Here is a 13,189-nt window from a genome sequence, read left to right on the forward strand (position 1 = left end):
GAATAAGAACAGCAGGGCGATCACCCTGCTTGATGACGCGAACTACCCTTCGTGCGAAGGCTGTTGCCCGCCGACGCCGTCGCCCGGCGGCGCGTCCTGCCTGACGACCAGTTCCGCCTCGAACCCGTCGGTGTCCTCCAGATAGGCCGCCCAGTGGCCCGGGCCGCCCGCGTGGGGATGGCGGTCGGGGAACAGCAGCGTCCAGCCGTGCGCCGGGGCCTCGGCGACGAGCGCATCGAGCTCGGCGCGGCTCGCGACGTGGAAGGCGAGGTGGTTCAGGCCCGGGCGCAGCCGGTCGTGACGGTCGCCGGTCAGGGCGGGCGACCGCTCGAAGACGAGATAGGTCTCCCCCAGCCGCCAGCTGCGGCCGTCCGGCCAGTCCTGGTACGGCGCGTACCCGAGCCGCTCCAGCAGCCAGCCCCAGGAGCGCACGGCACGCGCCAGGTCCGGTACCCACAGCTCGATGTGGTGCAGCATCTGGTCCCGATTCTCGTGAGCGGCGAAGGAGCCGGTCGTCTCCCGGCTCCCTTGTACCACCCGTTCAACCTGCGATTCTTTCCGGCCACTCGCTCACCGGAATCCTTCCCGATCAACGGTTTCGGATGGCCCGGCGGGCTGACAGACTGCTGCGATGACTGACCGTTCGTTCAGTGACGTCTCGCTCGCCTCCCTGTACGACGCGCTGAATCCCTGGGGGCCGAGCGACGACTTCTACCTGGATCTGGTGATGGCCGCGGGGTCCGTGCTCGACGTCGGCTGCGGGACGGGGCGCCTGTTGACACGTGCCCGGGAGACCGGTCACACGGGGCGTCTGTGCGGGCTGGATCCCGCGGCGGCCATGCTGGTGCAGGCGCGGGGGCAGGCGGACGTCGAGTGGGTGCTCGGCGACCTCGGGTCGGTGCGCTGGGAGCGGGAGTTCGACCTCGTGGTGATGACCGGGCACGCGTTCCAGGTGCTCCTGGGCGACGAGGAGGTGCGCTCCGCGCTGAGCGCCGTACGTCAGGCTCTCGGCGACGGCGGGCGGTTCGTCTTCGAGACCCGCAATCCCGGCGCCCGGGCGTGGGAGACCTGGCGGCCGGACCGGGCGCGCGAGGTGAGCGACGTGCACGGGAACGCCGTACGGGTCCGGCACGAGGTGGAGACGCCGGTGATCGGGGACCGCGTGACGTTCCGCGAGACGTTCGAGCACGCGCACTGGGGGTGCCCGCGGGTCAGCCGCAGCACGCTGCGGTTCCTGGGCGCCGACGCCCTGGGGGAGTTCCTCGCCGGGGCCGGGCTCGTCGTGCGCGAGCAGTACGGGGACTGGGGGCGCCGCCCGCCCTCCCCCACCGCGCCCGAGATCATCACGGTCGCGGCCCGGGCCTGACCGGACGGAGTCCCGCCCGTACGCGGAGAGGGGCCCGCGCGCGACGGCTGCGGGCCCCTCTCGGTAGGCGGGTCGCCCTGGGGCGCATCCGCGGTCAGGCGGGACTCGCGGACCCGCCCTGGGGCGTTTCCTCCAGGGCCACCAGTGCCGGGTCCAGCACGATGTCCTCGTCGCGCGCCTCGGTGGTCGGGTCCTCCGGGAAGTGGCACGCCGTCAGATGCCCCTCGCGGTTGCCCGACAGGCGGACCAGCGGCGGCTCCTCCTGGGCGCACTTGTCCTCGGCCTTCCAGCAGCGGGTGCGGAAGCGGCAGCCCGAGGGCGGGGAGATGGGGGACGGCACGTCGCCGGCGAGCCTGATGCGCTCCCGGGGGGCCTTGTCGGACTCCTCCAGCTCGACCTCGGGCACGGCGGAGAGCAGGGCGTGGGTGTAGGGGTGGCGGGGCCGGGTGTAGATCGAGCTCCGGTCGCCGACCTCGATCACCTTGCCGAGGTACATGACGGCGACACGCTGCGAGAAGTGCCGTACCACCGCGAGGTCGTGGGCGATGAACAGGAACGCGATGCCCAGTTCGTTCTGCACCTTCTGGAGCAGGTTGACGACCTGCGCCTGGATGGAGACGTCCAGGGCGGAGACCGGCTCGTCCGCGACGATCAGCTTGGGCTCGGGTGCCAGCGCGCGGGCCACGCCGATGCGCTGGCGCTGGCCGCCGGAGAACTCGTGCGGGAAGCGGTTGTAGTGCTCGGGGTTGAGACCGACGATCTCCAGCAGCTCACGGACCCGCTTCTCCCGGCCGCCGGGCGGGTCGATCCCGTTGACCTCCATCGGCGCGGAGATGATCTTGCCGACGGTCTGGCGCGGATTCAGCGACGAGTACGGATCCTGGAAGATCATCTGGATCTCGGAGCGGACCGGCGCCAGCTCCTTGCGGCTGGCGTGGCTGATGTCCCGGCCGCGGTACCTGATGGTGCCGCCCGTCGGCTCCAGAAGGCGGGTGATCAGGCGCCCTGTCGTCGACTTGCCGCAGCCCGACTCCCCCACAAGACCGAAGCTCTCGCCCACGTTCACGGTGAGGTCGATGCCGTCCACGGCCTGCACCGCGCCGATGGTGCGCCGGATGGGGAAGCCGCCCTTGACCGGGAAGTGCTTGACGAGCTTCTCGACCACCAGCAGCGGCTCGGCGGAGCCGTCGGCCCCGGCGGCGCGCGGCGCGGGCAGCGTGGCGGCGCCCGCGGTGACGTCCTTCTCGACGTCTTCCTTCATGACGCTCTTCTCCCTACCGCAGCCGGGGCTTGATCTGCTCGATGAAAATGGTCCGCTTCTGCTCGGCCGTGAGGTGGCACGCGCCGCCCCGGCCCGCCGGCAGCAGCGGGAGTTCGTCCACGCACCGCGCGCCCCCGACCTCGCCCTGGAAGGTGCAGCGGGGGTGGAACCGGCAGCCCGACGGCGGCCTCAGCAGGGAGGGCGGCGAGCCGGGGATGGGGGCCAGCGGGGTGTCGAGGTCCGAGTCCAGCCGCGGCATCGAGTTCAACAGGCCCCAGGTGTAGGGGTGCTGGGGCGCGCGCAGCACCTCGTTCACCGTGCCGCGTTCCACCGCCCCGCCCGCGTACATCACCATGATGTCGTCGGCCATGTCGGCGATGACGCCGAGGTCGTGCGTGATGAAGATGATGGCCGAGCCGAACTCCTGCTGGAGGTTCTTCAGGAGGTCGAGGATCTGGGCCTGCACGGTGACGTCGAGCGCGGTGGTCGGCTCGTCGGCGATCAGCAGGTCGGGGTCGCAGACCAGCGCCATCGCGATCATCGCGCGCTGGCGCATACCGCCGGAGAACTGGTGCGGATAGTCCTTCGCCCGTTCCTTGGGGTTGGGGATGCCGACCTTGCCGAGCATCTCCACCGCGCGGTCCCAGGCGGCCTTCTTCGAGGCCCCGGTGTGCTTCCAGAACGGCTCGGCGATCTGCCGGCCCACCGTGTAGTACGGGGAGAGGGCCGTCAGCGGGTCCTGGAAGATCATCGCGGCCTTGTTGCCGCGCACCTTCTCCAACTCCGTCTCACGGGCGGTGATCAGCTCCTGCCCGTCGAGCACGATCTCGCCCTCGATGCTCGTGAACATCGGGTTGTGCAGGCCGAGGATCGTCAGGTTGGTCACCGACTTGCCGGAGCCCGACTCCCCCACGATGCCGAGGGTCTTGCCCCGTTCGAGGTCGAAGGAGAGCCCGTCGACGGCCTTGACGACACCGTCCTCGGTCTTGAACCGGACGTACAGGTCGCGCACCGAGAGGAAGGCACCCGGGTCGGCCGGGGTGCCGGCGCCCGATTCCTTGGTCAGAGTGGTCACGGATTGCTCCTAGGACAGCCGCACGCGCGGGTCGATGAAGGCGTAGCAGGCATCCACGATGATGTTGAACAGAAGGATCATGGCGGCGGAGAAGAGCATCACGCCCAGCAGCAGCGGCAGATCGCTGAAGAACACCGATTCGACGGCGAGCTTGCCGAGGCCGGGCAGTCCGAAGGTGTACTCGGTGATGATCGCGCCGCCCAGCAGCGAGCCGAGGTCGATGCCGAAGATGGTGACGATGGGGATCAGCGATCCGCGCCAGGCGTAGCGGAAGAAGACGTACTTGCGGGACATGCCCTTGGCCCGCGCGGTGCGGACGTGCTCCTCCTGGAGCTGCTCGATCATCGACGAGCGCGCCATACGGGTGTACTGCGAGGCGAAGATCGTGGACAGGATCACCCAGGGGATGATCAGTCCGCTGAACCAGCTGATCGGGTTCGCGGTGAAGTCGTTGTAGGCGGGCTTGTCGAAGAGGTGGCTCTGGTAGACGAGAGCCGCCAGGGCCAGCGGGCCGAGGAAGTAGATCTGCATCGAGCTGAGCACCATCGCGCCGGCGGTGACCGTCTTGTCCACGAGCGTGCCGCGCTTCCACGCGGAGAGCATGCCCGTGCCGAGGCCGACGATCAGGAAGCACACCGCGGCCCCCAGGGTCAGCGACACCGTGGTGGGCAGGCGGTCCATCAGCGTGCCCCAGACGGCCTCGTTGGTGTGGTACGAGTACCCGAAGCAGGGGGCGGGGCACGGCCCCTGGTCGAATCCGTTGCTGCCCAGCACGAGGTTGTGCAGGAAGATCCAGTACTGCTCGGGGATCGACTTGTCGAGGCCGAGCACATGATGGATGTTCGCGAGGTTGGCGGGCGTGCAGGTCTTGCCGCACATCAGCAGGCCCGGATCCCTCGGCATCCCGAAGAACAGCAGGAACGCGACGATACTCAGCAGGAAGAGAATGACGGCGGCGCCGAGTGTCCGGCGAATGAGGAAGCGCAGCATGGCAGGGGCAGCTCTCAGACGTCAGCGGGCCCGGCGGGGCCCGGCGCGGTTGCCCCGCCGAGGGCGAGCGCGCCGGGCCCCGTCAGGGCGACGGTTACTTGACGAACAGGCGACGCGGGTCGACGCCACCGATCACGTCGTCGTAGACCAGGCCGCCGACCTTGGAGCCGGCGATCTGGGACTGCTTGTAGTACGCGGTCGGGACGACGTTGACGACGTCCTTGACCAGGTACTGGTCGACCTTCTCCCACTCGGCCGCGCCCTTGACCGGGTCGGTGATCTTGTTGATGCGGTCGATGTCCGCGTTCACCTTGGGGTCGTTGACGTGCGAGTAGTTCTGCGCGCCGTCGGCGATCGCGCGGCCGTCGTACAGCGGCGGGATCACGGTCGAGGCGGACGGCCAGTCGGCACCCCACGCGGTGTGGAAGATGTCGTAGTTGTTGTCGACCTTGCCGACCTGGTCGTAGTAGGTCTCGGCCGGGATCTCCTGGCGCTGGACGTTGAAGCCCGCCTTCTGGAGACCGGCCGCCATGGCGGTGGAGTACTGCTGGCCCTCGGGGGTGTTGATGTAGCCGAAGGTCAGCTTCATGCCCACCTTGCCGGCTTCCTTCAGCAGGGCCTTGGCCTTCTCCGGGTCACCGGCCGGCTTCTTCTTCTTGCCGAACGGGTCGAAGGAGGCGTCGTAGCCGCTGACGGTCGGGCTGATGAGACCGCCGGCGACCTCCATCGCGTCGGTGCCGCCGTAGGCACGCACGAACGGCGTGATCGGCAGGGCGTAGGCGATGGCCTCGCGGACCTTCTTGTCCTGGAGCGCCGGGTGGGTCATGTTGATGTTCATCTGGCCGACGTAGGGCTGGAAGCCCGAGACCGTACGGGACTTCATCTTCGGGTCGGCGAGGACCTTGGAGAGGTTGCCCGCGTCGACCTGGTTGTTGAAGCTGACGCCGGCCTGGTCGGCGCCGGTGTCCGCGAGCAGCGTCTTGGTGGACGTCTCGTACTGCTGGTTGAACGTGATGTTGAACTGGTCCACGTACTGGTGACGGATCGGGTCCGTCTTCGGGTCCCAGTTGGTGTTCTTCACGAGGACCATCGACTTGCCGGACTTGAACGACTGGATCTTGTACGGTCCGGTCGTCACGGGCGCCCGGTCGTACTTCGTCTTGGTGTCGCCCTTGGCCGAGACGACCGCGTAGCCCGCCATGGCGAGGGCGTACGGCAGGTCGGGGTGCGGCGTCTGGAACTTGAAGACGACGGTCTTCGCGTCCGGCGTCTGGAGGATGCTGTCCGGCAGGTGCTTGCCCTTGTAGGGGCCGTCCTTCAGCAGCTTGCGGTAGTCCGCGCCCGGGCTGTTGGCGAGCCACTGCTGGATGTAGGGCGGGCCCTGGTTGATGAACGGGGCGAAGAGGCGCTCGAAGGTCTGGCGGACGTCCTTGGACGTGATCGCCGAGCCGTCCTCGAACTTGATGCCGTCCTTGAGCGTGTACTTCCAGGTCTTGCCGCCGTCCGTCGTGGTGCCGGAGTCGGTGGCGAGGTCGCCGACGATCTCGTGCTTGGAGCCGTCGTTGCTCGTGGACTTGTATCCGGTCAGACCACGGTGGATCAGCGTGGCGAGGGAGCCCTCGTCGGAGACGTAGATCTGGGCCGGGTCGAGGTGCGCGTAGCTGTCACGCTGGAGCACCTCCATCGTGCCGCCGCTCTTCGCGCCGGGTACATCGGCCGCGGGTCCGGTGGATTCGGCGGCGCCACCGAACTTGATCGAGGCCTGCTGCCGCTGCGCGTTCTCCTTGTCCTTGTTGTTGTTGTTCCCCTTGTCGCTGCCGCCCTTGCTGCAACCGGTGAGCACGAGAGCTCCCGCCGCGAGCACAGAGATTGCGGCGTATGCGTGGCGTCCGCCCCTACTCATCACTCAGATTCCTACCCATCTGTTGTCACCGGTGCGAACAAGTGCACCTGTGGTGCCGGTGAGTTGCGCTCTGCGGTCTTCGGACCTGTGACAGGACCTTGACGTGCTGTGGAGATGCCGTTCGTGATCGGGGCGAAGGCGCCCACAACTCTGTGATCAGCGAGCCGTCTTGGGATCGAAGGCGTCCCTGACCGAATCCCCGAGCAGGTTGAACGCGACGACGAAAATGATCATCGAGACGCCCGGGAAGAACATGTAGGTGATGTCGTTCTGGAGGACGAGTTCCGTCGAGGCCTTGGAGAACATCTGGCCCCAGTCGGGCGTCGGTTCGACGATCCCGACGCCGAGGAACGACAGACCCGCCTCGATCGTCACGAAGTTGGGGAGCAGATAGGTGGTCTGCACCAGGAGCGGTGTCACCACGTTGGGCAGCACCTCTTTGCGGATGATCCGCCAGGGTGAGGCCCCGCTCACCTTGGCCGCTTCGATGAACTCCCGCTCGCGCAGGGCGAGTGCGGTTCCGCGCAGGATGCGGGCGAGACTCATCCAGCCGAGGGCCCACTGGACGGCGATCAGCGCGATCACCCGCACATAGGTGGGTGTCTCGTCGCGCGGGCTCACGAAGAGCGAGACCACGACGGGCATGCTCGCGATGAAGAACAGCTGCGAGGGGAAGGCCAGCAGGAAGTCGATGACACGGCTGATGCCGTAGTCGACCCGTCCGCCGATGTAGCCGGCGGTGACGCCCAGCAGGATGCCGGTGAGCACGACCGTGACCGTCACCGCCACGGAGATCATCAGCGAGGTCCTGATGCCGAAGATCAGCTTGGTGAAGACGTCGTAGCCGTTGCCCGGCTCCAGGCCGAACCAGAACTCGCTGCTGATACCGCCGTTGGGCTGGAGCGGCACACCGGCGCTGTCGAAGAGCTCGGGGCGTTCGTCCGCGTACACCGTGTACGGATTCTTGCCGTACAGCTTGCCGATCAGCGGGGCGAGCACCCCGATCAGGAAGAAGAACCCCACGACGTAGGCGGAGATGACCCCCGAGCGGTCCCGCTTGAAACGGATCCACATGAGCCGGCCGGGAGACCGGCCGACGAGCGGATCGCCCTCGGGTTTCGTGGTCGCCGCCTGCCCGCCGTGCACGACGACCGGTTCCGCGCCGTCCTCAGTCTCGATAGGACTCGTCACAATTCGCCCATTCCGCAAGTGTGGGTGTGCCGTACCCGGCACCGCCGGTCCGCCGGAGCGGATCAGGCTGTGCCGAGCCGGCGGCCGTCACCTGGCGTGCCCGGCCACCGTTCGGTTCAGAAGAGACGTCAATCGCCCGGCAGACGTCCGGAAACCCCAGCGGGACGCGCGTAGGTGAAACCACGGCACGGTCCGTCGGGCCGGATGTCGACGCCGGCCCCGCGTCAGTGCGCTCGGGCGCGGATCCGGGCTCGGAACTCCGCGCCGTCGTCGCGGACCGCAGGGGACGATGTGACCCACAGGGCGCTGATGACACCGCACATGGGTACCTCCTCATGACTCAACCGGTGCACGGACAGGAGGGGTACTGGCTGACCTCCGACACCCCTGACGGAGGATCAAGTACCCCACTGTGCTCGTGAGTCGGCGCTGTCCCCACAGCGCATGACCCATTGACCCGAGCGTTACGCGGCTAACTATCTGACATGAGCCAGATAACCGACCACAGCCTTTAGGTCTCGGTTCCATCACAGCTGCCGCGTACATCTTCCGTTATCTGGACAAAATGATCTGCGGGAGAAGCCCCCGAAACGGACGTGTTACATGCCTATCGGTCGGGCCACACCGCATTTCGGACACGGGGGGACGGAAAACAGGTGACGAAAAAGCCCGGGTGCCCCCATGCGGGGGCACCCGGGCTCAGGTCGCCTTCGGATCAGCCGGCCGGACCGGGTGGTCCGGGCCGGCGGGTCCGGTGGATCAGCCGTGCTTGGCGCGGCTCGCGGAGCGGCCGCGCTCCTTCTGGTCGAGAACGACCTTGCGGATGCGAACGGACTCCGGGGTCACCTCGACGCACTCGTCGTCGCGGCAGAACTCCAGCGACTGCTCCAGGGAGAGCTTGCGCGGCGGGACGATCGCCTCGAACGAGTCGGCGGCGGCGGACCGCATGTTCGTGAGCTTCTTCTCCTTGGTGATGTTCACGTCCATGTCGTCGGCGCGCGAGTTCTCGCCGACGATCATGCCCTCGTACACCTCGGTGCCGGGGTCGGTGAACAGCACACCGCGCTCCTGGAGGTTCGTCATCGCGAACGCGGTGACGGCACCCGCGCGGTCGGCGACCAGCGAACCGTTGTTACGGGTCGTCAGGGTGCCGAACCACGGCTCGTGGCCCTCGTGGATGGAGTGGGCGATGCCGGTGCCGCGCGTACCGGTCAGGAACTCGGTCCGGAAGCCGATGAGGCCGCGGGACGGGACGACGAACTCCAGGCGGACCCAGCCGGAGCCGTGGTTCGACATGTTGTCCATACGGCCCTTGCGGACGCCCATGAGCTGCGTGACCGCGCCCATGTGCTCCTCGGGCACGTCGATCGTCATGCGCTCGACCGGCTCGTGGACCTTGCCGTCGATGACCTGGGTGACCACCTGCGGCTTGCCGATGGTCAGCTCGAAGCCCTCGCGGCGCATCTGCTCGACCAGGATGGCGAGCGCGAGCTCACCACGGCCCTGGACCTCCCAGGCGTCCGGGCGCTCGGTGTCGAGCACGCGGAGGGAGACGTTGCCGACCAGTTCGCGGTCGAGACGGTCCTTGACCTGGCGGGCGGTGACCTTGCGGTCCTTGTCCTTGACCGCGGCCTTGGCGTCCGCGCCCTTGCCCGTGCCACCACGGCCGACCAGCGGCGAGGTGTTCGTGCCGATGGTCATGGAGATCGCCGGCTCGTCGACCGTGATCAGCGGCAGCGCGATCGGGTTCTCCGGGTCGGCCAGGGTCTCGCCGATCATGATGTCCGGGATACCGGCGACGGCGCAGATGTCACCGGGGCCCGCCACCTCGGCGGGCTTGCGGGTGAGCGCCTCGGTCATCAGCAGCTCGGTGATGCGCACGTTGGACATCGTGCCGTCGCGCTTGATCCACGTGACGGTCTGGCCCTTGCGCAGCTCGCCCTGCTCGACGCGCAGCAGCGCGATACGGCCGAGGAAGTTGTCGGCGTCCAGGTTGGTCACGTGGGCCTGGAGCGGCGCGGCCTCGTCGTAGGACGGGGCCGGGACGGACTCCAGGATCGTGGTGAAGAACGGCTCCAGGCTGTCGCTGTCGGCCGGGACGGTGCCGTCCTCCGGCTTGGTCAGCGAGGCCACGCCGTCACGCGCACACGCGTAGACGATCGGGAACTCGATCTGCTCCTCGTCGGCGTCCAGGTCGAGGAAGAGGTCGTACGCCTCGTTCACGACCTCTTCGATGCGCGAGTCCGGGCGGTCCGTCTTGTTGATGCACAGGATGACGGGCAGGCGGGCCTGGAGCGCCTTGCGCAGCACGAAGCGGGTCTGCGGCAGCGGACCCTCGGAGGCGTCGACGAGCAGGACGACCGCGTCCACCATCGACAGACCGCGCTCGACCTCACCACCGAAGTCGGCGTGGCCGGGGGTGTCGATGATGTTGATCGTGATGACGTCGCCGCCATCCTTCGGGTGGTACTTGACCGCCGTGTTCTTCGCCAGGATCGTGATGCCCTTCTCACGTTCCAGGTCGTTCGAGTCCATCATGCGGTCGTCCAGCGACTCTGCGGCGTGCGCGGCGAAGGCACCGGCCTGCTTGAGCATGGCGTCGACCAGGGTGGTCTTGCCGTGGTCGACGTGGGCGACGATGGCGACGTTGCGGATGTCGTGGCGCGTGGCCATAGTGAGGCGCTTCTCCCGGAGTGAGTGGACGGCCTCCGCATCCGCGGGGCCACTGCCGGGCTGAACACGCCACGGCCTTACCCCATCGTACGGGGCCTTGACAGAAGCGGCCTCCGCAGGGTTACCGGGGCCTACACGGCCCGGGCCCGCCACAGGGCGGGCCGGGGCCGTTCAGGCGCAGGTCACCGGCTCTTCGACGGGCTCGCCGACGGCTTGGCGCCCTTCTTCAGGAAGCCCATGTCCTCGTACACCGGGGTCTGGAATCCGAAGGCTCCGGTGTTCGCCAGGCCGATGCGGGCGGCGGCCAGCTGAGGGCGCTGGTAGAGAGGGATGGAGCCGGCGGCGGCCCAGATCCGGGCGTCCGCCTTGCGGACCAGGGAGCGCTCCTTGTCCTCGTTCAGCGTCGAGAGCGCCTGGTCGAAGAGCTGATCGACCTGGTCGGTGCCGACGCGGGTGTAGTTCTGCTCGACGCTCAGCGAGCCGTCCGCCGCCGGGACGGGCTTGGCGTAGATCGGGCGGGCGTCGGTGGCCGGGAAGGCGGAGGCGGGCCACGAGTAGAGCGCCAGGTCGTACTGCCCCGAGGCGATGTGGTCCTTGAAGTAGCTGTCGTCGGAGACCTTGGTGATGTCCGTACGGACACCGATGCGCTGGAGCATCCGTGCGATCCGGTCGGCCACGAGACGCAGGGACTCCGAGCCGGCGCCCGAGGGCACGACGAAGCGGAGCGTCAGCGGCTTGCCGTCCTTGGCGAGGACGTTGGACGCGGCACCCGCGGGAGCCGCCGTGGCGCCCGCCGGAGCGGCCGTCCCCTTGGGCGCGTACGCCCCCGGAAGCCCGCCCTGCCCGGGGTACTGCCGTCCGTCCAGATGCCGGGCGGCCTGCTCGTCCGTGTGGGCGCCCTGCATCGCGCTGGCCTGCCGCTCCTGCCTGCCCGCGTGGTCCTTGGGGTCCTGCGCGGGCTCGCGGGGGGCGCCGGCGGGCTTGTCGTCCTCGCCGAGGTCGTAGGTCCCGCCCGCGCCCGGCCTGTCGTCCGCGCCGGTGTCCGCCTTCCTGCCCTTGGACCCGGCGGCCTTCTCGGTCTTCTTCTGCTCCGTGACCGGCCCGCCCGGCACCCATCCGGCGTCCGCGAGCAGCGCCCGCGCCTCGGCGGCGTCCTGGTTGCCGAGGGCTCCGCTGTTGTCGGCGTACGCGGCCTGTCCGGCCAGGGCCAGATGGCTGCCGACCGGTTCGGCGGGCAGACCGAGCGGCTGGAGGACGACCCGGGCGAGTTCCCTGCGGTCCAGGGCACGGGCCACCGCGCGGCGCACGCGCTCGTCGGCGAGAGGGCCCTCGGAGCCGTTGAGGGCGAGCTGGGTGTAGGCGGGTTCGAGTGACTTGCGGACCACGAAGTCCTTCAGCGCCGACCCGGAGGAGGCCGCGTCCTTCGCGCCGGTTCCCTCGGCGCCCGCCTCCCCCTTCCCGCTCTCGTCGCCCCGCTCGCCGTCGTCGCTCCTGTCGCCCTTCGCGCCCTCGTCCTTCTTCCCGGACGGGTCCTTCTCGCGCTTCGCGCCCTCGTCCTTCTTCTCGGACGCGTCGCTCTTCCCGTGCTTCTTCTCGCTCTTGTCGCTCTTCTCGCTCTTCTCGTGTCCGGTGCTCTCGTCCGCCGGGTTCTTCCCGTCCTCCTCCTCGGACTCGCTCTTCCCGGCCTTCTTCCCGGACGGTTCCTTCCCGCTCTTCGTCCCGGCCGTGTGGCGCCCGTCCGTGGCGGAGGCCCCCTGCAAGGGGGCGCCGTCCTTGTGCCGGGCCGCGAGGGTGACGCGCTCGGCCTCCGCGGGGTCGATCTCGGCCAGGTCGAGCTCGTCGTCGGCGAGCGCCTCGGCCCGCTTGTCACGGGCGACGGCCACCAGGTCGATCTCGTCGAGCTTGCTCGGGCGGCCCCACCAGCGCGCGTTGCGCGTGAGGCGGACCTGGCCGGTCTTGCGGTCGACCGTCTTCACCGCGAAGGGGCCCGCGCTGACCTTGAGCGCGCGCCGCGCCCCGTCGTTGAAGGAGTCCGCGGTCCCCATGACGTCCTTCGGGTACAGCGGCGAGAACAGCGCCTTCCAGTCGGCGTATGGCCTGCTGAAGGTGACGCGGACCTCCAGGTCGCTCTTGCCCCGCTCGATCTTCTCGATCCGGTCGTAGCCCGCGTTGCGTGCCGTCCAGTACGCGGAGTCCTTGCCGGACAGGGCGCGCCACTGCGCGGCGAAGTCGGCGGCGCCGATCTCGCGTCCGTCGCTCCACACGGCCTGCTGGTCGAGCTTGTACAGCACGACCTGCTTGGGCGAGGTGCCCACGACTTTCGCCGACTCCAGATAGTCGGAGTTGATCTGCGGACGCCCGTTGGCGTCAAGACGGAACATCGAGGGCAGGGCGGCGCCCGCTACCCGCGAGGTCGCGGCGTCCGCGTCCGCCTGGAACGCGTTCAGCGTGGCCGGCACGGCGTCCACGGCCCAGCGCAGGGTGCCGCCGTCGGCGATCAGGTCACGGGACGCGGGCGCGATGTCCTGCACGGCCACAGGCCTGTCCGCCTCGTCGTCCGCACTGCACGCGGACAGGGCGGGTACCGCGAGTACGCCCGCGGCGAGGAATGCGGCCGAGCGCATCACCGCGCGCAGTCCGACGCCTTCGTGGGACATCACTGCAACCTCCGGGGGACGCTCCGCCGCGGGGGCTGGTCTCTTCCTGGTCCCGTTCGGCGGTATTAGTGAG

Annotated in this window: 9 protein-coding genes; 1 reads left to right on the plus strand and 8 read right to left on the minus strand. The window is 68.9% G+C overall.

From position 1 onward, the window contains the following. Positions 1–42 precede the first annotated feature (42 nt). Positions 43–477 carry a VOC family protein gene (locus ACZ4AA_RS05535; RefSeq protein ID WP_467595792.1) on the minus strand — a complete coding sequence of 145 codons (435 nt, stop codon included), beginning with the start codon at positions 475–477 and terminating at the stop codon, positions 43–45. A gap of 154 nt (positions 478–631) precedes the next feature. On the opposite strand from ACZ4AA_RS05535, the gene ACZ4AA_RS05540 reads away from it, so the two are divergent. Next, a complete protein-coding gene (locus ACZ4AA_RS05540; RefSeq protein WP_467595795.1) occupies positions 632–1,366 on the plus strand; it encodes a class I SAM-dependent methyltransferase in 735 nt (244 codons plus the stop codon). A gap of 94 nt (positions 1,367–1,460) precedes the next feature. On the opposite strand, the gene ACZ4AA_RS05545 is transcribed toward ACZ4AA_RS05540, so the two are convergent. The 7 genes from ACZ4AA_RS05545 to ACZ4AA_RS05575 form a co-directional block, all read right to left on the minus strand. Beyond that, positions 1,461–2,627: an ABC transporter ATP-binding protein gene (locus tag ACZ4AA_RS05545; protein WP_467595798.1), complete on the minus strand. Its 1,167-nt coding sequence runs from the start codon at positions 2,625–2,627 to the stop codon at positions 1,461–1,463. A gap of 13 nt (positions 2,628–2,640) precedes the next feature. Further along, entirely contained in the window at positions 2,641–3,702 is a 1,062-nt protein-coding gene (locus ACZ4AA_RS05550) for an ABC transporter ATP-binding protein (protein WP_467595801.1), read from the minus strand. Positions 3,703–3,711: 9 nt separating this feature from the next. After that, positions 3,712–4,692: an ABC transporter permease gene (locus ACZ4AA_RS05555; protein WP_467595804.1), complete on the minus strand. Its 981-nt coding sequence runs from the start codon at positions 4,690–4,692 to the stop codon at positions 3,712–3,714. Between the two features lie 94 nt (positions 4,693–4,786). Then, the gene (locus tag ACZ4AA_RS05560; protein ID WP_467595809.1) at positions 4,787–6,595 is read right to left on the minus strand and encodes an ABC transporter substrate-binding protein; all 1,809 of its coding nucleotides are present in this window, start codon (positions 6,593–6,595) and stop codon (positions 4,787–4,789) included. A gap of 156 nt (positions 6,596–6,751) precedes the next feature. Then, positions 6,752–7,786, minus strand: coding sequence for an ABC transporter permease (locus ACZ4AA_RS05565; protein WP_467595813.1), 1,035 nt, complete (start codon positions 7,784–7,786; stop codon positions 6,752–6,754). A gap of 759 nt (positions 7,787–8,545) precedes the next feature. Continuing rightward, complete coding sequence (gene typA / locus ACZ4AA_RS05570; protein WP_467595818.1) at positions 8,546–10,459, minus strand: translational GTPase TypA; 1,914 nt, start codon at positions 10,457–10,459, stop codon at positions 8,546–8,548. Between the two features lie 182 nt (positions 10,460–10,641). Beyond that, positions 10,642–13,116 carry an ABC transporter family substrate-binding protein gene (locus tag ACZ4AA_RS05575; RefSeq protein WP_467595821.1) on the minus strand — a complete coding sequence of 825 codons (2,475 nt, stop codon included), beginning with the start codon at positions 13,114–13,116 and terminating at the stop codon, positions 10,642–10,644. Positions 13,117–13,189: the final 73 nt, after the last annotated feature.

Source organism: Streptomyces sp. NPDC024698 (assembly GCF_055559015.1).